The organism is Sulfurospirillum sp. 1307 (genome assembly GCF_054408545.1).
The window spans coordinates 1,397,781-1,417,170 of sequence record NZ_CP176011.1 but is presented as its reverse complement, the minus strand read 5'-3'; the positions used below and the strand labels follow the sequence as shown (position 1 = coordinate 1,417,170).

At 29.8% G+C, this 19,390-nt stretch carries 24 protein-coding genes; 17 read left to right on the top strand and 7 right to left on the bottom strand.

What is annotated here, in order from left to right:
• The first annotated feature begins 2 nt into the window (after positions 1 to 2).
• From ACKGJI_RS07195 to cmoA, 10 genes are all read left to right on the top strand, one after another.
• Complete coding sequence (locus ACKGJI_RS07195) at positions 3 to 554, top strand: HobA family DNA replication regulator (protein ID WP_458699609.1); 552 nt, start codon at positions 3 to 5, stop codon at positions 552 to 554.
• Positions 547 to 1,167: a DNA polymerase III subunit delta' gene (locus ACKGJI_RS07190; protein ID WP_458699608.1), complete on the top strand. Its 621-nt coding sequence runs from the start codon at positions 547 to 549 to the stop codon at positions 1,165 to 1,167. Before ACKGJI_RS07195 ends, ACKGJI_RS07190 begins: the two co-directional genes overlap by 8 nt.
• The gene (folP, locus tag ACKGJI_RS07185) at positions 1,164 to 2,306 is read left to right on the top strand and encodes a dihydropteroate synthase (RefSeq protein WP_458699607.1); all 1,143 of its coding nucleotides are present in this window, start codon (positions 1,164 to 1,166) and stop codon (positions 2,304 to 2,306) included. The genes ACKGJI_RS07190 and folP overlap by 4 nt, the downstream gene beginning before the upstream one ends.
• On the top strand, positions 2,303 to 2,746 hold the full coding sequence (locus ACKGJI_RS07180; protein WP_458699606.1) for a hypothetical protein: 444 nt from the start codon (positions 2,303 to 2,305) through the stop codon (positions 2,744 to 2,746). The genes folP and ACKGJI_RS07180 overlap by 4 nt, the downstream gene beginning before the upstream one ends.
• Position 2,747: 1 nt before the next feature.
• On the top strand, positions 2,748 to 3,509 hold the full coding sequence (locus ACKGJI_RS07175) for a TSUP family transporter (RefSeq protein WP_458699605.1): 762 nt from the start codon (positions 2,748 to 2,750) through the stop codon (positions 3,507 to 3,509).
• A 59-nt stretch (positions 3,510 to 3,568) separates the two neighbouring features.
• Positions 3,569 to 3,964, top strand: coding sequence for a thioredoxin family protein (locus tag ACKGJI_RS07170; RefSeq protein WP_458699604.1), 396 nt, complete (start codon positions 3,569 to 3,571; stop codon positions 3,962 to 3,964).
• 102 nt (positions 3,965 to 4,066) lie between these two features.
• Positions 4,067 to 6,013, top strand: a complete 1,947-nt coding sequence (gene ligA, locus ACKGJI_RS07165) for an NAD-dependent DNA ligase LigA (protein WP_458699603.1) — start codon at positions 4,067 to 4,069, stop codon at positions 6,011 to 6,013.
• On the top strand, positions 6,010 to 6,723 hold the full coding sequence (gene tlyA, locus ACKGJI_RS07160) for a 23S rRNA (cytidine-2'-O)-methyltransferase TlyA (RefSeq protein ID WP_458699602.1): 714 nt from the start codon (positions 6,010 to 6,012) through the stop codon (positions 6,721 to 6,723). The genes ligA and tlyA overlap by 4 nt, the downstream gene beginning before the upstream one ends.
• Positions 6,689 to 7,567 (top strand): bifunctional riboflavin kinase/FAD synthetase, encoded by an 879-nt coding sequence (locus tag ACKGJI_RS07155; protein ID WP_458699601.1) that lies wholly within the window; start codon positions 6,689 to 6,691, stop codon positions 7,565 to 7,567. The genes tlyA and ACKGJI_RS07155 overlap by 35 nt, the downstream gene beginning before the upstream one ends.
• Positions 7,560 to 8,264, top strand: coding sequence for a carboxy-S-adenosyl-L-methionine synthase CmoA (cmoA, locus tag ACKGJI_RS07150; protein WP_458699600.1), 705 nt, complete (start codon positions 7,560 to 7,562; stop codon positions 8,262 to 8,264). Before ACKGJI_RS07155 ends, cmoA begins: the two co-directional genes overlap by 8 nt.
• Before the next feature lie 16 nt (positions 8,265 to 8,280).
• On the opposite strand, the gene ACKGJI_RS07145 is transcribed toward cmoA, so the two are convergent.
• The 5 genes from ACKGJI_RS07145 to ACKGJI_RS07125 are packed head-to-tail and all read right to left on the bottom strand — an operon-like array spanning position 8,281 to position 12,520.
• Positions 8,281 to 8,592, bottom strand: a complete 312-nt coding sequence (locus tag ACKGJI_RS07145) for an NGG1p interacting factor NIF3 (protein WP_458699599.1) — start codon at positions 8,590 to 8,592, stop codon at positions 8,281 to 8,283.
• Positions 8,593 to 8,853 (bottom strand): hypothetical protein, encoded by a 261-nt coding sequence (locus tag ACKGJI_RS07140; RefSeq protein WP_458699598.1) that lies wholly within the window; start codon positions 8,851 to 8,853, stop codon positions 8,593 to 8,595.
• Positions 8,843 to 9,895, bottom strand: a complete 1,053-nt coding sequence (locus ACKGJI_RS07135) for a DHH family phosphoesterase (RefSeq protein ID WP_458699597.1) — start codon at positions 9,893 to 9,895, stop codon at positions 8,843 to 8,845. Before ACKGJI_RS07135 ends, ACKGJI_RS07140 begins: the two co-directional genes overlap by 11 nt.
• A 9-nt stretch (positions 9,896 to 9,904) precedes the next feature.
• Positions 9,905 to 12,106 (bottom strand): flagellar biosynthesis protein FlhA, encoded by a 2,202-nt coding sequence (flhA, locus tag ACKGJI_RS07130; RefSeq protein WP_458699596.1) that lies wholly within the window; start codon positions 12,104 to 12,106, stop codon positions 9,905 to 9,907.
• A gap of 12 nt (positions 12,107 to 12,118) precedes the next feature.
• Positions 12,119 to 12,520, bottom strand: a complete 402-nt coding sequence (locus ACKGJI_RS07125; RefSeq protein WP_458699595.1) for an Rrf2 family transcriptional regulator — start codon at positions 12,518 to 12,520, stop codon at positions 12,119 to 12,121.
• 166 nt (positions 12,521 to 12,686) lie between these two features.
• On the opposite strand from ACKGJI_RS07125, the gene rpsO reads away from it, so the two are divergent.
• From rpsO to dnaK, 6 genes are all read left to right on the top strand, one after another.
• A complete protein-coding gene (rpsO, locus tag ACKGJI_RS07120) occupies positions 12,687 to 12,959 on the top strand; it encodes a 30S ribosomal protein S15 (RefSeq protein WP_458699594.1) in 273 nt (90 codons plus the stop codon).
• A gap of 207 nt (positions 12,960 to 13,166) precedes the next feature.
• Entirely contained in the window at positions 13,167 to 13,469 is a 303-nt protein-coding gene (locus ACKGJI_RS07115) for a helix-turn-helix domain-containing protein (RefSeq protein ID WP_458699593.1), read from the top strand.
• Positions 13,469 to 13,633, top strand: a complete 165-nt coding sequence (locus ACKGJI_RS07110) for a hypothetical protein (RefSeq protein ID WP_458699592.1) — start codon at positions 13,469 to 13,471, stop codon at positions 13,631 to 13,633. The genes ACKGJI_RS07115 and ACKGJI_RS07110 overlap by 1 nt, the downstream gene beginning before the upstream one ends.
• Positions 13,634 to 13,816: 183 nt before the next feature.
• Entirely contained in the window at positions 13,817 to 14,599 is a 783-nt protein-coding gene (locus ACKGJI_RS07105) for an HrcA family transcriptional regulator (protein ID WP_458699591.1), read from the top strand.
• Between the two features lie 19 nt (positions 14,600 to 14,618).
• The gene (gene grpE / locus ACKGJI_RS07100; protein ID WP_458699590.1) at positions 14,619 to 15,194 is read left to right on the top strand and encodes a nucleotide exchange factor GrpE; all 576 of its coding nucleotides are present in this window, start codon (positions 14,619 to 14,621) and stop codon (positions 15,192 to 15,194) included.
• Positions 15,195 to 15,373: 179 nt separating this feature from the next.
• A complete protein-coding gene (gene dnaK / locus ACKGJI_RS07095) occupies positions 15,374 to 17,251 on the top strand; it encodes a molecular chaperone DnaK (RefSeq protein WP_458699589.1) in 1,878 nt (625 codons plus the stop codon).
• A 42-nt stretch (positions 17,252 to 17,293) separates the two neighbouring features.
• On the opposite strand, the gene ACKGJI_RS07090 is transcribed toward dnaK, so the two are convergent.
• Both ACKGJI_RS07090 and ACKGJI_RS07085 read right to left on the bottom strand, forming a co-directional pair.
• The gene (locus ACKGJI_RS07090; RefSeq protein ID WP_458699588.1) at positions 17,294 to 18,004 is read right to left on the bottom strand and encodes a YebC/PmpR family DNA-binding transcriptional regulator; all 711 of its coding nucleotides are present in this window, start codon (positions 18,002 to 18,004) and stop codon (positions 17,294 to 17,296) included.
• Between the two features lie 82 nt (positions 18,005 to 18,086).
• Positions 18,087 to 18,878, bottom strand: coding sequence for an exodeoxyribonuclease III (locus ACKGJI_RS07085; protein ID WP_458699587.1), 792 nt, complete (start codon positions 18,876 to 18,878; stop codon positions 18,087 to 18,089).
• A 138-nt stretch (positions 18,879 to 19,016) separates the two neighbouring features.
• Between ACKGJI_RS07085 and ACKGJI_RS07080 the strand changes: the two genes are divergently transcribed.
• A complete protein-coding gene (locus tag ACKGJI_RS07080) occupies positions 19,017 to 19,388 on the top strand; it encodes a DUF423 domain-containing protein (RefSeq protein ID WP_458699586.1) in 372 nt (123 codons plus the stop codon).
• The last annotated feature ends 2 nt before the right edge of the window (positions 19,389 to 19,390 follow it).

Sequence of the window (19,390 nt, the reverse complement as noted above, 5' to 3'; positions counted from 1 at the left end):
ATATGCAAAAATTCCTAAAGTGGACGCTAGATACCATTAGAAAAGATGGCTCAATGATGAGCTGGATGGAAGAGAAGAGGTTTGAGTGGGTTCCACTTGCTTCTTCTATGCTTTCAAATCTTTTAAATGGCAAATCAATTATAGTAATTACCGATGATGATAGAGAATGGTTTGGTGATTATATAATCAAACGCGTAAATGCCATGGGTAAAAATCGTCCACTCTTACCATTTGTCTCTTTAAAAACTTTTTTTCCAAATATATCTGGATTAAAATCAAAAGAAGATATTGAACTTCTAGAAGATATGTTTTCTCAAACATTTTCTAACGGACATATCTTTTTTTATATTGGTAAAAGCAATGATATAAAAATGCAATTAGCCAAAAGACATGATGAAAGTTTTATGTGGGTATTGGATGAGCATTTACAAAATAGTTTTTATCTCTCAAGTAGGGATGATTTACTCGATATAAAACTTATACAACTTTTCAGACTTTTAGATAAAAGTATAGATGCTGTGCTTTTTGCTGAGGTTACATTAGAGAATGACTAATCTTTTGAATACTATAATTGTTTCAAGAGATGCAAATAAAGCTTTAGAATATGTAAATGATGAATATGGGCAATATAGAATTTGCACCTTTATAAAAGAAAAAGATGAGTTTTTACTAGAAGATGCAAAAGCTGTAGTAAAAGAGGCATATATTGCTGAGATTAATCTTAAAGTATTGGTCTTATGTGCTAAGGCATACAGGATAGAGACTCAAAATGCGCTTTTAAAGATTTTAGAAGAGCCCCCTAGAAATATAATTTTTGTACTTATTGCACCAAATAAGAGAGTATTTCTTCCAACAATTTTATCAAGAGTTAGAGTTTTAGAGTTAAAAAATGAAAAAGAAAAAAAATCAAGTGGTTTAAATTTGAAAAATTTAACAGAAAAAGAGATATTTGAATTTGTAAAATCAAACTCTAGATTAGATAAAAATGATACAAAAGAGATGATTCAAACAATTGTAAATGAGGCAATTTTAGATTATAATATAGATTTTACTGAGTATGAGTTGGATATGTTTGGAAAATTTTTAGAACTTGCTAATTTAAATTCAAGACCAAATCAACTTTTTTTGAGTTTACTTTTACTAATTAAGCAGAGAAAAAATTTATGAAAATAGTAAAAATTTCAAATGATATAAACAAAGAAAAGCTTTTTAATAAAATTGGCTCTACAAAAGAGGGAGCTAAGATACTAAAGCAAAAATCAAATCTAAATCTCATATATATAAAAGATATAAAAGCACCAGCTGCAAATATTTTAAAACAAGATGCTTTGTCCATAGGAGCAGACTTAGCAGTTAGCAGGGATACTGTTACATGTAAAGATATTTTAAGTGATGCAATTTTGCTTGCAAATGATAAACAAATGAGTATTTTAGCAAAAAAAGAGCTAGCACAACCATTTGGACTAAAAGAGTTAGCTAAAAAATTATCTACACTCAAAGAGAATAAAACTGATGATATAGAAATTATGGGTGTTGTAAATGCAAATGAAGATAGTTTTTACTCAGGAAGTAGATTTGTTGGTAAAAATGCAATCAATCACATAAAAAATATGATAAATGATGGAGCTAGTATAATAGATCTTGGTGGTGTATCTTCTAGACCTGGAAGTGAGCCAGTTAGTGAAGATGAAGAGTTTGAAAGATTAAAACCAATTATAGATTTGATTTACCAAGAAAAAATTTATGAAAATGCAAAATTTTCTTTAGATAGTTACTCTCCAAAATGCTGTGCATATGCACTAAATCATGGTTTTAAAATCATAAATGACATAACAGCTTTGAGCAACGATGAGCTTGCTAAAGTTGTTGCAAAGTATAAATCTACTGTTGTGTTAATGCATAAAAAAGGCACTCCAAAGGATATGCAAAAAAATCCAACTTATGAAAATGTTTTAATTGAAATTGATGAATTTTTTGAAGAGAGGATTAATAAAGCTAAATCATTTGGTATAGAAGATATAGTTTTAGATGTTGGCATTGGATTTGGAAAAACGCTAGAGCATAATTTACAACTCATTAAACACCATGCTCATTTTTTACATTTTGGATATCCTCTTTTAATAGGCGCTAGTAGAAAATCTATGATTGATATGATTACTCCTAGCCCAATCGAAGAGAGATTGCCTGGAACTTTGTTTTTACATTTAAAAGCAGTTGAAAATGGTGCTAGTATAGTTAGAGTTCATGATGTAAAAGAACATAATCAAGCTTTAAAAGTACAAAAAGCTTTAAAAGAGTGTTTATGATGTCGTTTATTACAGAGCTTTCAAATAGATACAATTATCCTGAATGGATAATACTCTTATGCATAGTTTTTTTTATTGTTTTTTTAGTGGTAATTGTTTTTTTAATTATAAAAATTATTGAGCCAAAATATAAACAATATACTCAAGATAAATTTTTTAATTTGAATTGGAAATGGAAATATAAAAAAGATAAAATAATTGATTTGTGGTGTTATTGTCCTCATTGCAATAGTATGTTACATGTAGATGATGAAAATTGTAAAACCACTTCAAACCTTGGTGAAAAAATAACTTTTTTTGTTTGCAATAATTGTGGAGAAAGAGAAGTTGGAAGAATCACTGGAGGTGATAGAAAGTATGCTTTAAAAATGGTTGAAAGAGAAATTTTATCAAAGATAAGATTAAATACATTTGATATCTACAAAAAGCTAGAAAAATAAGATGGAATTTGAATCATACTACTATGTCATCTTTTTTCTAGCTGGTTTTCTAGCTGGTTTTACTGATAGTATTGCTGGAGGCGGAGGGATTATCACTGTTCCAGTTTTAATGGCATCAGGAATGCCTCCTCACATTGCATTAGCGACAAATAAATTACAAAGCTCTTTTGGTAGTTTTACAGCTTCGCTAAATTATATTAAAAAAGGATTAGTTAGTATAAAAGATGTTTATCTTGGCATATTATTTACTTTTATTGGTGCTAGCTTGGGGACATATTCTATTTTACTTTTAGATGCAAGTTTGCTTGAAAAGATTATACCTATCATGCTTATAATTATATTTTTCTACACTTTATTTTCACCAAAATTAGGAAGTGAAGATAGGCATCACAGGCTAAGACCAGCCTTATTTTACTTGATATTTGGTCTATCTATCGGTTTTTATGATGGATTTTTTGGACCAGGGACAGGTTCGTTTTGGACGATTGCCATTATGACTCTTTTAGGTTTGAATTTGAAAAGTGCAACTGCTCAAACAAAGATTATGAATTTTACAAGCAATATAGTTTCATTAAGTGTCTTTTTAATAGGTGGACAAGTGTTATGGTTAGTTGGCATACTTATGGGAAGCGGACAGATAATAGGAGCTTTTATAGGATCTAGTTTAGTTGCAAAAAAAGATGTTCAATTCATAAGAGTTTTCTTTTTATTTATCGTAGGTCTAACAATATTAAAACTTTTATTTGACAACTATTTTAGTTAATTAATATTTATTTAAATAAAAAATAAGTAAAATAAAATTTACTTAATAAGGAGATATTGATGTTTAAAAAAGTAATTTTATTTTTTATTTTTTTAGGTTTTATAAGTTCTGTAAATGCACTAGATTTTAGTGAAATATCAAAAAAAGCACTTAAAGAAAACAAACTAATACTTTTAAGTGTTGAGAGTTTAACTTGCGGATATTGTAAAAAGATGGAAAAAGAAACATTTTTACCAAAAAATAATCAAGATAAAATCTCAAAAGAATATATAAGAATGTCTGTTATGGCAGAAAAAACCAAACTGCCAGATAATTTACATGTAAAGTACTATCCTACAAATTTGATTTTAAATCCAAAAGATTTATCAATTATAGATGAATTTGTTGGATATATGAAAACTGAAGACTTTTTGTCTTTATTGGATCTTGTTTACAAGCAAGAGACTGCAAACTAAGATACTTAAGTTCATCTTAGGTAGATCTACTTTTTCTGAATTATATTTTAATCATTTTTTTGATATCCTAAATAAATTTATTTACTTTAAGAAAGAACATATATGAACTACGAAGAATACAAAGAAAAAGTAGAAATTTTAAAAAAATGGGCTTATGCTTACTATGTCAAAGATAATCCAATAGCTACAGATGAAGAGTATGATAAGCTTTATAGAGAAATAGAAGCTTATGAAAAATCAAACCCAAATCAAATAGACAAAAATTCTCCAACAAGAAGAGTTGGTGCAATCATAAGAGAAGAATTTAGTAAAGCTATCCATAGAGCTCGTATGTGGAGTATGGAAGATATTTTTGATTTAAACGGCCTAAAAAATTGGCTAGATAGAGTTCATAAAAATGTAGATAATCCAAGTTTCTTTTGTGAGCCAAAATTTGATGGGGCTAGTTTAAATCTCATTTATGAAAATGGTAAATTAATTCAAGCAATAACAAGAGGTGATGGAAAAGTTGGAGAAGATGTAAGTGTCAATGTAAAGACTATCCATTCAGTACCTTTAGAAATTGATTATACTGATGCTATTGAAATAAGAGGCGAAGTAGTTATAAGAACAAAAGATTTTGAAAAGATAAATGAAGAAAGATTAAAAAACAATGAGCCACCATTTGCAAATCCTAGAAATGCGGCAGCTGGTAGCTTAAGGCAGTTAGACAGTAGTGTAACAGCTAAAAGAAGGCTAGTTTTTCAACCTTGGGGTATAGGTGAAAATACTCTACCACATAAGCTTTTATCTCAAAAGATGGATTTTATATATTCATTAGGATTTTTAGCCCCTCCAATGAGAAAAAAATGCAAAGGAATTGAAGATATAGAAGAGTTTTATCAAGAGATTGTTGCCAAAAGAGATGAAATTCCTATGATGATGGATGGAATGGTTATAAAAGTTGATGAAATTGATTTAGAAGAAGAACTTGGTTATACCGTAAAATATCCAAAATGGATGTGTGCATATAAATTCCCCGCTGTTGAAAAAGTTACTACTATCAAGGATGTTATATTTCAAGTTGGAAGAACTGGAGTTATTACCCCTGTTGCTTTAGTTGAGCCAGTTGATATCGATGGTGTAGTTGTTGAGAGAGCAACTTTACACAATTTTGATGAAATTCAAAGAAAAGATATAAAAATTAATGATAAAGTAATCATCATAAGAAGTGGTGATGTTATCCCTAAGATTACAAAAGTATTGACTCAAAGAAGAGATGGAACTCAAATTAACATTGAAAAGATTCAAAACTGCCCTACATGTAAAAGTGAACTTTTAGATGAAGGAGCGCTTTTAAAATGTCAAAATTTAGAGTGTGATAGTAGAGTTGTAAATTCTATCATTCATTATGCTTCTAAAAAGGCCTTAAATATTGATGGTTTGGGTGAAAAAATTGTAGAAATCCTTCATAGTAATGGACTTATAAAAAGTGTTATTGATTTATATGCTTTAAATTTAGATGATTTATTGAAATTAGAAGGATTTAAAGAGAAAAAAGCACAAAATTTACTGAATTCAATAGAAAAATCAAAAGGTGTTAGTTTAGATAGGTTTATTTATGCTTTGGGTATCGAACATATTGGAGAAGTAGCAGCCAAGATTGTAGCTCTTGAGTTTGGAAAAGATTGGCTACATGTAAAGGCAGAAGATTTAATCAAGCTAGATGGTTTTGGAAAAGAGATGAGCGAAAGCTTGGAAGAATTTTTAAGAGTAAATCTAGAAAATATTAAAAAATTAGAAACAATAGTAGAGCCAAAAGAGTTAGAAAAAGAAGAAATAATAGAATCGATTTTTAACAAGAAAACAGTAGTTATAACAGGAACCATGAGTCAAAGCAGAGGTGAAATTAAAAAACTTTTAGAAAAGCATGGTGCAAAAGTTAGCTCTAGTGTGTCTAAAAAAACTGATTTTGTCATATATGGCGAAGATGCCGGAAGCAAGTATGAAAAAGCTATTTCTCTTGGAGTAAAAACCATTAGTGAAGCTAAAATGAGGGAAATGCTTTGAGATTAGATAAATATCTTTTTGAAAAAAAACTTGCAAACAGTAGAAACAAAGCAAGTGAAATGATAAAAAATCGTGAAGTTATGGTTGATGGAAAAGTAGTAACTAAAACTTCATTTGATATAACTGAAAAAATGGATGTTAAAGTTGAAGAAAACAGGCACTATGTAAGCAGAGCTGGTTATAAACTAAAAGGTTTTTTACAAGAATTAAACTCTTTACATGTAGAAGATTTAGAGTGCTTAGATATAGGAAGTAGTACAGGTGGTTTTGTAGAAGTTTTACTTGAATTTGGAGCAAAAAGTGTTACATGTGTTGATGTTGGAAAAGATCAGCTCCACAAGAGTTTAAGAGATAATGAAAAAATTAAGCTATTTGAAAACACTGACATTAGGCAGTTTAAAAGTGATGACAAGTTTGATTTGGTAACTTGTGATGTTTCTTTTATAGGGGTTGAGCAAATTTTAGAAGATATTGATAGATTAGCTAAAGATAGAATCATTATACTTTTTAAACCACAATTTGAAGTAGGCGTTGGTGTAAAAAGAAACAAAAAGGGAGTTGTTAAGGATAATTTAGCTATAAAAAGAGTTAAAGAAATTTTTGAAGCAAACTGCTTTAAAAGAGGCTGGAAGCTTTTAGAAAAAAAAGATTCAATTTTAAAAGGAAAAGAGGGAAATGAAGAAACCTTCTACTATTTTAGTAAAAGATAAAGTAGATACAATCGCCATAGGTAGTTTTGATGGAATTCATTTAGGGCATAAGGAACTTATAAAAAAGCTTGGTGATAATGGTGCTTTATTTGTAATAGATAAAGACAATGCAAATTTAACTCCAGGCATAAAAAGAAGTTTATACTCAAAATATCCATGTATGTACTATCATTTTTTAAAAGTTAAAGATTTAAGTGGAAAAGAGTTTGTAGAGCTTTTAAAAAAAGAGTTTAAAAATCTTAAAAAAATTGTTGTTGGATATGATTTTGCATTTGGAAAATCAAGATCATGTAGTGCAGAAGACTTAAAAGAACTATTTGATGGTGAAGTTGAAATAGTAAATGAGTTTAAATATCATGGCATATCAGTGCATTCTTCAGTTATAAGAGAGCTTTTAACATCAAAAGAGGTAGAAGTAGCAAATAAACTTTTTGGAAGAGAATACTCAATTCATGGCAAGATAATAAAAGGACAAGGACTTGGTAAAAAAGAGTTGTTTCCTACTATAAATATAGAAATAAAAGATTATTTACTTCCAAGTAATGGTGTTTATGCTTCAAGAACAAGGATTAAAGATAAATTATATAACTCTGTTTCATTTATTGGAAATCGAGTAAGTACTGATGGAAAATTTTCAGTAGAGACTCACATAATAGATGAAGATTTAGAAGTTGGCAGTGAAGAAGTGGAAATATTTTTTGTTAAGTATTTAAGAGATAATAAAAAGTTTAATAATCTAGAAGAGTTAAAAAAACAAATTGAAGAAGACATAAAAAAAGCAAAAAGTGTTTTGAGTACTTGCAATATTTATCATGTTGATATGGGGCTTGATTTGAATGAATGATAAAGTATTTACTAAACCTATAAAAAAACAATTTGAATTTGATGAGAGTGTAGCTAGTGTTTTTGATGATATGCTTGTAAGATCAATTCCTTTCTATAAGGAGGTCATATCTTTAATATGTGATTTTATAAAACTACATGTAAAGGATGATGCAAGTATAATTGACCTTGGATGCTCTACTGCAAATACTTTGTTGCATTTATACCAAAAATCACACAATTATAAGCTTTTAGGTATTGATAATTCTGAAGCAATGCTTGAAAATGCTAGAAAAAAAATTCAGGCATATGGTGCTAATATTGAATTGATATGCGAAGATATAACAAAAACTAAACTCTCAAATGCAGATGTGATTATAGCAAATTATATGTTGCAATTTATTAGGCCTTTAAAAAGAGCTGATTTTGTTAAAAATGTATATAACAGTTTAAATCAAGATGGTATTTTTATATTTAGTGAAAAAATTATCTTTGATGATAAAGTTTTAAATAAAGAGATGATTGATTTATACTACAATTTTAAAAAATCTCAAGGATACAGCGAATTTGAAATATCTCAAAAAAGAGAAGCACTTGAAAATGTTTTAGTCCCATATAGCGAAGATGAAAACAAACAACTTATAAAAGATGCTGGTTTTAGTACTATAGAGACTATTTTTAAATATGGAAATTTTGTAACATTTTTAGCTAAAAAGTAGCGTGCCTAAATTTGACTTAAATGTCCTCAAGCTTTATAACATCATAAGCAACTTCTTCGTATTGATGAGTTTCTTTTAAAGTTTTTACAGCCTCTTTTATAAGCTCATCAATGCAAATCATTTCAACTTTAAACTCTTTTACTCTATTAATTTGTCCTTTTGTACCAATGTAGGGATTAGAGCTTTCTAACGGCCTAAACTGTCCAATACCTTCTGTTTCAAAGCAACAGCAATCATAATTTTTGTATTTACCTACTCCAATATCAAAAAGAGCCTTTTTGACTCTTTCTTTATCTTCTTTTGGAACAAAAAAAGCTAGTTTGTACATTTAAAAAAGGTGTTTGTGTGTTTTTTTCAATGAGTTTATAACTTCAATAACTTCATCCATTCCCATTTGAGCAGTTGCTTCATCATCCTCAAAAACTTTATCTAAATTTTCCAAATAAGCATCAACTGCTTTTGGGATATTGTCTTTTTTAACACCTGCAAAATATAAAGCAGCTCCTAGCATATCAGCTAGTTGATATGCCATTTCTTCTATTTCAATTTCTGCGTCTTTTAACTCTTCTTTTAAACTCTTATTTGCCATTTTGATTCTCCTTGTTTATACCTTTTGAGATTATTATATCTTCCACTTGTTTTTTTATATTATCATATACAAAACTATCTTTAAAACCATTCATAAGTCCACCACTAGCATTAGGATGACCACCACCATTTCCTATCCTTGCAGCAATCTTACTAACATCGACATTTCCGTTAGCTCTTAGGCTAATCGTTCTTCTTGAAGTAATATCCATAAAAAAATCATAATCAGGATTGTTTTTTAAAAAATCATTTCCTATGATAGATACATTTCCAATGTTGTATGTTAGAACTCCTTTAAAGTTATCATAGTTTATTTGCATTAATTTTTTATTTTGAGTTAATAAATCTACATTATATGATGAGACTAGATTGCTTAGTGTATCATCTTTTTCTCTTTTAAAATATCTTTTTTTAATTTTGTGAATTGCTTCGTCCAAAACTATATGAGGGTTTTTCTCATAAAAATATTCTTGAATCATTTCTAAAAGGCAAAACATATAATCAGCATTTTCTCTTGGAAACATAATTCTATTTATCTCTTTTGCTCCACTTATAAGTCCTAAACAAACCTTACCTAATTCAAACTCTTTGTCATCTTCTAGCCAAATATCAACTGCATTTATTACATTTGTAAGTTTGTTTAATTTTTCATCACCTACAAGAATTGAACTAAAAAAATCATATGTTATTTTTGTTGCACTTCTTGTATCATCCAAAAAATACCAACTATATTCATTTGCGCAGTCTTGTCCACTTTTGTGATGGTCTAAAAGCAGAAGTTTTACATCTTTTTGATTAATTTTGATTTTTGCTTCTAGCTCTTTTGCCTGCTCAATCGTAAGATTTAAATCAGTTATTAAAACTAAATTGTTTTTTATATCACTATTTGCTATTGCATTTACAATCTGATTGATTCTTTCATTTATCTCTTTTCCATAATTTGAGTTAAAAAACTCAATATTTTCAAAATAATAATTTGTTATCATTTGACAACCATATCCATCTAAGTCAGTATGACTTAAATGATAAATTTTATATGACATTTTTTTCCTTTATAACTCTTCAATTTCTATACTACTAATTACCTCAAATTTAGCACTTGAATCAATTTCTGCATGACTTAAAACAACTACATCAAGACCAAATTTTTCAAAAATATCATGTAGTGATTTTCTAAGCATTGGATCTACTATTATAACAACAGGAGCAATTCCTCTTTGTAGTACCTTTGTTGCTTCGTCACTAACTTTTTGTACTAAAGTATTGATTTGTCCTATATTTAAAAGTAGCTCTCTTATACCATCTCTATCTCTTAGAGAATCTAGTAGTTTTTGTTCAGTTCCTGCATTAAAAGTAAGTAGTTTTAAAACTCCATCTTCATCTACATATAGTTTAGTGATCATTCTAGCAAGTCTTGCTCTAACTTGTTCAACTATAATGTCACTATTTTTAGTAACTTCAGCAACATCGCTTATAGTTTCTAAAATAGTTAGTAAATCTTTGATAGGAATTTTCTCGTGTAATAGTGCTTTTAGAACCTTTTGTATTAGACCAACAGTAGCTACTTTTAAACAATCATCAACGATAACTGGATAGTTCTCTTTTAGTTTATCAATAAGGCTTTGAACTTCTTGACGGGTAAGTAGTTCTTCAGAGTGTTTCTTGATAAGTTCACTCATATGAGTTGAGATTACAGTGGCTGGATCAACAGTTGTATAACCTTTGATGATTGCATCTTCTTTATTTTCAGGCTCAATCCATATAGCATCAAGCCCAAATGCAGGCTCTTTAGTTGGCATTCCTTCAATCTCATCAGTTACCAAACCACTATCCATTGCCAAATACTTATCTGGATATATTTCACCATCTCCTATTGGTATACCTTTTAGTAGTAATTGATACTGGTTTGGCTGCAAGTGGAGATTATCTCTAATCCTTACTTGAGGAATTAAATAACCAAAATCAGATGCTATTTTTCTTCTCATACTTTTGATTCTATCTAGTAAGTCACCACCTTGGGCAGGATCAGCTAATTTAATTAGTTGATATCCAAGGTCTAATTCTAAAATTTCTAATTTTAATATATCATTTAGAGCATTTTCTTCTTCTTTTTTCTCTTCTTCAGGTGATTTTTTTGGTTTTTCAGGTAGATTTTGTGTTTGAGATGAAACACTCTGGCCAGTTTTTGGCTCTTTTAAATCTACATTTTGTGCAAAAAATTGACTTAATGAAAAAGTTCCATCATGTGTAACTTTCATAAGATAACCAAGTGATAAAAATATAAGTCCAACAAAACCAAGAGAAAAAGTAGGAAGTCCAGGAACTAATGCAAACATCATCAATATAAAACCAACTATTAAAAGAGTTTTGTATTCAGCGAAGAGTTGGTCAATTGTACTTTCGTTAAAGTTTTTATTTTCATCTGCTTTTGAAGCTCTTGTTATGATTATACCAGTTGCGGTTGAGCTAATAAGAGCTGGGAGTTGAGATACTAAACCATCACCAATAGTCAAAATTGTATATGTTTGAGCACTTACAGATACATCTAAGTCATGTTGAAATGTTCCAATTAGAAATCCACCTATTATATTTATAATAGTTATTATTATACCTGCAACTGCATCACCTTTTACAAATTTACTAGAACCATCCATCGCTCCATAAAAATTTGCTTCTTGTATGATAGTTTCTCTTCTTTCTCTAGCTGTTTTTTCATCAATAAGACCTGCATTTAAATCAGCATCTATTGCCATTTGTTTTCCAGGCATTGCATCTAGTGTAAATCTAGCTGCAACTTCAGCAACCCTAGTTGAACCTTTTGTGATGACCATAAAATTTATCAATACAAGTATTGAAAATACTATGATACCAATGACATAGTTACCACCAACAACAAATTCACCAAAACTAGAGATTATATCACTTACAGCATTTGTTCCTTCGTGACCTTTGCTTAAAATCATTCTAGTTGTTGCAATATTTAAAGATAACCTATAAAGTGTTATAATCAAAATAAGTGTTGGAAATGTTGTTAAATCTGTTGGTTTTGGAATATAAAGTGATATCAATATAATAAGTACAGATGTTGCTAAAGAAATAGTTAGGAAAAAATCGAGCAGACCACTAGGAAGTGGTACTATGATTATAGCCATAATTGCTATGATAAAAGCAACTAAGGTTAAATCTTTTGCTTGAACAATGGTCTGTAAGTAAGGAGCAATACTTTTTAGTATGCTTTGTTTCCTAGAAGCCATATAAACCTTTTTTTAGCTAATGATATCTTTAAGTGACATATTATCTAAAAAATCATCAATTTTAGATTGAAGTTTATTTAAAAATGGCAAAATTTTACAAAAATCTGCTTTATTACTTGGACAAGTTCCAAATTCTGATGTACATTCTAAAACCATAATGGGTTTTTTTTCGGCACATGTAATTATCTGTTTGATGGAAAATTCACTTGGATCTTTAGCTAGCATAAATCCACCATGTGCACCTTTGTAAGATTTTAGTATTCCTTCTTTTGCTAGAGATTGTAAAATTTTAGCTAAAAAACTTTTTGAAATACCAAGCCCTGTTGAAAGAGTATCAACATCTTGTGGGGTATCTTTTTGTGAAATCATAATCAATGATAAAAGTGCGTATTCACTCGCTTTTGTAATTAGCATAAACAATCCTTTAAATAAGAGTAAAATTGTACTAAATAAAAACTTGTATTTACTTTATGTTACATATTTAGATATTAAATATTTGCTTTAAAGAATTTTTTTGTTTTTTTAGGTATAATACCTCTCCCCATTTTTTGGGAGATTATACCAATCAAGGAGGTCTATTATGGCTTTGGATTCGGCGAAAAAACAAGAAATTGTTAGAGAGTTTGGTGCTAGTGAAAATGACACTGGTTCACCTGCAGTACAGATTGCTTTATTAACACACAGAATTGTTGAGTTAACTGAGCACTTAAAGATTAATAAGAAAGATCACTCTTCAAGACTAGGTCTATTGAAACTTGTTAGTCAAAGAAAAAGCTTGATGAAATATCTAAAGAAAAAAGATTTCGCAAAATATAACGAAATAGCAAAAAAACTTTCTATTAGAATAAAATAATCCAGCGAGGCTCCTTATGGAGTCTCATCCCCACCTACTATTAAACCTTTCCAATTACATACACATTAAAATTTTAAGATAAAAAAATTACACGAAAATTCGTATATTATATTTTAATTATGTTGTAAATCTGTAATAAACTGTATAAAAAAATAAAAAAAATGTTTATTTTAGTAGTAAAATGATTTTTTTTTGGTATAATTTAAAATGTTTTGCAAGTATTTAGGTACAGTTAAAACAATATTGGCTAAAATGACTGCTATGAAAACAAAAGATATATTTAATCTCTTGCACAATGCAGTTGAGTCAAAATTTCTTGGTAAAAAAATAAGTCAGCGTGAAATGGCAGAAAGACTAAATGTTTCTATGAGAACATATCAAGATTGGAAGTTAGGAAATTCTCAACCACAATCTGCAATTGCTATTTTTAAAATGCTAACAGAACTAGACGATGAAGATGTCTTACATGTAGTAAGAAGAATCAGGCGTGGTTTTGAACAGGAGAAGTAATGGGCACACTAAGTAAAGCTGAGAGAAAAGCATTAGATGAGTTGTTTTTAACAATCCATGAAAAAAGAAATTTTTTAACGCGACTTAAAAATTCAAGAAAAGATATGCAAAGACTCTTTAAATCTCTAATAAAAACACAAAAAATACACACTAAACAAGCATAATTTTAATACAACACAATATTCCTCTGCAAAAAATTTACAAAAATAAATCAAACTAAACCCCCTAAATAAGGCTATTTATATCTAACTAAAAAAACTTTAGTCAATTTGACTCAAGTTTATACTTGACAAAGATGCACTCAATGTTGTATAATTTCATCAGCAATTAAATACAAAGAGTGCTAGATGAATAAAAGAGATATAATCTTAGAAGCGATTATAGAAGAATATTTAAATCATAAAGAGCCGATTGGTTCAGTTGAACTTCAAATGAGAATGAATATTTCTATCTCTCCTTCTACTATAAGAATATATCTTAAAAGACTCTCAGAAGAAGGAGCGTTGGCTCAACTACATGTAAGTAGTGGTAGAGTTCCAACTCAAAAAGCACTTATAGAGTATTGGCAAAACAGACTAGATACTTCTAGTGTTCTTAAAATTGACAGTGTTGAAACAATTGAAACTTCTTTAGAAGAGTATGAGCTTTATTGTGTAGCTCAAAAAAACATAAAAGATTATCTTAAAGAGGTAATAAATGTAAATAAAAGGTACTTAATACTTTCTTTTGAAGAGCATGAAGTAGTATTGAAGTATAGCGATAAAGTTGAAAGATTTTTAAACAACTTAATAGGTTGTGAGATTAGAGACTTGAAAAACATATCATCACAAGTTGGTTTATATGAGTTGCATGATAAGTTAGTTTCTTTGATTAATTCATCAGATTTATTAAAAGCTGGTGAAGCAAAATTGTATGAGATAGCAAAAGAAGTAAGTGATGAAAAATTTTTAAATTATTTACTAGATAGTGAGTTTACACTAGGATTGAAAGATGGTGTATATTTTGATGGTTTTGTTCCATCAGGATGCTTAGCACTAAAACAGCCAGCATTGATTGAAGAAGAAGATGCTGAAATTTTTTGTTTTGGTACTATTGATAGTAATTTTAAAAGTTTTTTGAAAAACTTCTAAAGTAATAAAGGAGTTATGTATGAGTGAGAAAGAAAAAGTAAAAGAAGAAGTAGAAGTTAAAAATGAGGAAAATGAAACTCAAGAAGAAACTTTGACTGATGAGGAGGTAGGTATCGAAGAAGAGGTTACCAAAGAAGATGAAGTAGAAGTTTTAAAAGCAAAGGTAGCTGAGCTTGAAGATAAATATCTAAGAGCAAATGCAGAGTTTGAAAACATGAGAAAAAGGCTTGAAAAAGAAAAAGCCAATGCGGTTGCTTATGCAAATGAACTATTTGCTAGAGACATGCTAGCAATTATTGATGCTCTTGATAGTGCTTCAGCTATCAAAGAGAGTGATGATGTTAAACCAGAAGAACTTTTTGAAAAAATTAAAGAGGGAATTGATTTAACAGTTGAACAATTTAAAAAAGCTTTTGAAAAACATGGAATCGAACTTATCGATATAAGCGGTGAATTTGATCCAAACATCCATGAAGCAGTAATGCAAGTGGAAAGTGAAAATAAAAACTCTGGCGAAATTCTTCAAGTATTCCAAAAAGGATACAAGATTAAAGACAGAGTTTTAAGACCAGCAATGGTTAGTATAGTTAAATAGAAAATATAAAAGGTACAACTATAAGGTTGTGCTTTAGTTGGTTCTTGGATGAGTTTTACTCATCGTTTAAGAACATTAAAAGGAAATACGACCGCAAGGTTGTGCTTTAGTGAGATGAATTTCAAAGGTACTTTGTTCCTTTGAAAGAAGACAATAAAATAAAACCAAAGGAGATAAAAATGGGAAAAGTAATAGGAATAGATTTAGGAACAACAAACTCTTGTGTAGCGATATATGAAAGAGGAGATAGTAAAGTTATACCAAATAAAGAAGGAAGAAATACAACACCTTCAATTGTAGCTTTTACTGATAAAGATGAAGTTTTAGTAGGTGAAACTGCTAAGCGTCAAGCGATTACAAATCCAAAGAAAACAGTATATTCTATCAAAAGAATTATGGGTTTAATGAGTGATGAAGAAAAAGCAGAAGAAGCTAAAAAAAGGCTACCTTATAAAGTAGTTGATAGAAATGGCGCTTGTGCTATTGAGATTGAAGGAAAAGTTTATACTCCTCAAGAAATTAGTGCAAAAATTTTGATGAAACTAAAAGAAGATGCAGAAAGTTTCTTAGGAGAAGAGGTAACTGACGCAGTTATTACAGTTCCAGCTTATTTCAATGATAGCCAAAGAAAAGCTACAAAAGAAGCAGGTGTAATTGCTGGATTGAATGTATTAAGAATTATCAATGAGCCAACAGCAGCAGCACTTTCTTATGGTTTAGACAAAAAAGAAGCTGAAAAAATCGTTGTTTACGATTTAGGTGGTGGTACATTTGATGTTACAGTCTTAGAAACTGGTGATAGTGTTGTTGAAGTTTTAGCAACTGGTGGTAATGCATTTTTAGGTGGTGATGACTTTGATAACAGATTGATTGACTGGTTAGCAAGTGAATTTAAAGCAGAAAATGGAATCGATCTTAAAAATGATGTAATGGCTCTTCAAAGATTAAAAGAAGCAGCAGAAAATGCTAAAAAAGAACTTTCAGCTGCGACTGAGACTGAAGTTAACTTGCCATTTATTACAGCTGATGCTAGTGGACCAAAACACTTAGTGAAAAAATTAACAAGAGCTAAGTTTGAGTCTATGATTGAAGATTTAGTTGATGAGACTATCAGAAAAATTGAAGAAGTTGTTAAAGATAGTGATTTAAGTAAGAGTGAAATCAAAGAAGTTGTAATGGTTGGTGGTTCTACTCGTGTACCGCTTGTTCAAGAAAAAGTAAAAGCATTCTTTGGTAAAGACCTTAATAAATCAGTAAACCCTGATGAAGTAGTTGCTATTGGTGCGGCTATCCAAGGTGCGGTTATAAAAGGTGATGTAAAAGATGTTCTTTTACTAGATGTTACACCTTTAAGTCTTGGAATTGAAACTCTAGGTGGAGTTATGACAAAATTAATTGAGAAAGGTACAACAATTCCTGTTAAGAAAACTCAAACTTTCTCAACAGCAGAAGATAACCAACCAGCAGTTACAATTCATGTGCTTCAAGGTGAGCGTGAGTTTGCAAGAGATAACAAATCTCTAGGTCAATTCAATTTAGAAAATATCGCTCCTGCGCCAAGAGGTGTACCTCAAATCGAAGTAGCATTTGATATTGATGCAAATGGTATCTTAACTGTTAGTGCAACTGATAAAGCAACAGGAAAAGCTCAAGAGATTAAAATCACTGGTTCAAGTGGACTTGATGAGTCTGAAATCGAAAAAATGGTAAAAGATGCAGAGCTTCATAAAGAAGAAGATAAAAAAAGAAAAGAAGCGGTAGATGCTAGAAATCAAGCTGATGCATTAGCTCATCAAACAGAAAAATCTCTAGGTGAGATTGGAGATAAAATTGATGCTAGTGAAAAAGAAAAAATTGAAAGTGCATTAAATGCTTTAAAAGAAACTCTAAAAGACGAGAGTGCTTCTAAAGAGCAAATTGATGAAAAAGTAAAAGCTTTAACAGAAGCTAGTCATAAACTTGCTGAAGCAATGTATAAAAAAGATGAACCACAAAATGCTGGTGGTGCTAAAGAAGCTAAAAAAGACGACGATGTTATAGACGCTGAAGTAGAGTAAAAAATCAGGGCTTTGTAAATATCAAAGCCCTACCCTTTTTAATCAATTAAAATTAGTATAAACTGCTTGAACATCATCATCATCTTCTATTCTTTCAATCAACTTGCCTACTTCTTCAAGCTGTTCTTCATTTAGCTCTATTGGAGTGTTTGCAAATCTTTTTAATGTAGCAGTTTTAAGTTCAATCCCCATTTCTTCAAATGCGTGGTTTAGACTACCAAAGTCTGTATAATCTGCGGTTACTAGTACTGTTCCATCTTCTTCTTCTATCTCTTCAAGACCAGCATCAATTAGTTCAAGTTCAAGCTCTTCTAAGTCCATATCATCTGTTTTTTCAAATTCAAAAACAGCTTTTCTTGAAAACATAAATTCTAAAGAGCCATTGTTAAGCATCTCTCCACCACCTTTTTTGAAGTGGCTTTTTATATTTGCAACGGTTCTTGTTGTATTATCTGTTAGACATTCAACAAAAATAAGTGCTCCATGAGGTCCTTTACCCTCATAGTTAACTTCTTTCATATCAGCTGTATCTTTTGAAGTTGCTCTTTTGATTGCTGCTTCAATATTGTCTTTTGGCATATTTTCAGCTTTTGCATTTAAAATAGCTGTTCTTAATTTTGGATTTAAATCTGGATCAGGTCCCCCCTCTTTAGCAGCAACAGTGATACTTTTTCCAAGTCTTGGAAATATTCTTGACATATTTCCCCATCTTTTTAATTTAGCAGCTTTTCTATATTCAAACGCTCTTCCCATAAAATAAATCCTCTTTTTACATAGTTTTGGCGTATTATACCTTTTTTAATATAAAAATTTTATAGCATAAAAAATCATTAATTTATGTAAATTCCATTTCTAGTGCTATTGGACAGTGATCACTTCCCATGATATGATCTAATATATAAGCATCTTTTACAAAATCTTTCAAGTCTTCGCTTACATAAAAGTAATCAATCCTCCATCCAACATTATTTGCTCTTGCATTTGCTCTATAACTCCACCAAGAGTATTTATCTTTGATATCTCCATTTACTAATCTAAATGTATCGATATAGCCATGGTTCAAAAATTTAGTTATCCAATCTCTTTCCATCGGTAGAAATCCAGAAGTTTTTTCATTGGCTTTAGGTCTGGCAATATCAATTTCTTTATGGGCTGTATTTACATCTCCGCATATGATGATTGATTTTCCTTCACTTTTTAGCTTTTGGCAATGCTCTAAGAATCTATCATAAAATTCTATTTTGTAATCAAGTCTTTCTTGTTTGCTTTGTCCATTAGGAAAATATACATTGAAAAAAGCAATTTTTTTGTCATGTAACTCAAAATGAATTTCATTAATCCTTCCTTCATCAAGCACATCTACACTAGGACAATTACATGTAAAAATTGGCTCAATATCAGTAAATAAAGCAGTTCCGCTTCTACCTTTTATAGCTGATTCACTTGCAATTATATTTTTATACTCTTTTTCAAATATAGTGTTTGGAATTTGATTTTTCATAGATTTTGTTTCTTGAATTGCTAAGAGGTCAATATCTTCTTCATCTACCCATTTTAAAGCTTCTTTTTTATCAACAGCTCTAATTCCATTGACATTCCATGATATAAATTTGTATCTTCTTTTCATAAAGTACTTGCCCTTTTTAGTTTTTTAGAGTATAACATGCTATTTCTTTATGATGCTTTACTTTTATATGTTTTAATTAAAAAAATAAAGTATATTTTTGTTATAGTTTTTTTAATAATACAAATACTAAGGATACTTATGAATAAGTTTATGCAACTAGGAGCTTTTATGATGGCTCTTGGTGTAGCCATCGGGGCTTTTGGTGCACATGCTTTAAAATCTAGTTTAGATGTTTACTCAAAAGCAATTTTTCATACAGGAGTTGAGTACCAGTTTTACCACTCTTTAGGTCTTCTAGCTATTGCTCTTATTTTACATGTAAAAGAAAATAATAAAATAAAATTAGCTGGATACATAATGTTTGCTAGTATTTTTATCTTTTCTGGAAGCTTATATATTTTGGCTATTACAGGAATAAAGTGGCTTGGGGCAATTACCCCAATTGGTGGAAGTGGATTTATAATATCTTGGATTTTGTTAATTTTAGGTATGAAAGAAATTAAAAGTTAATG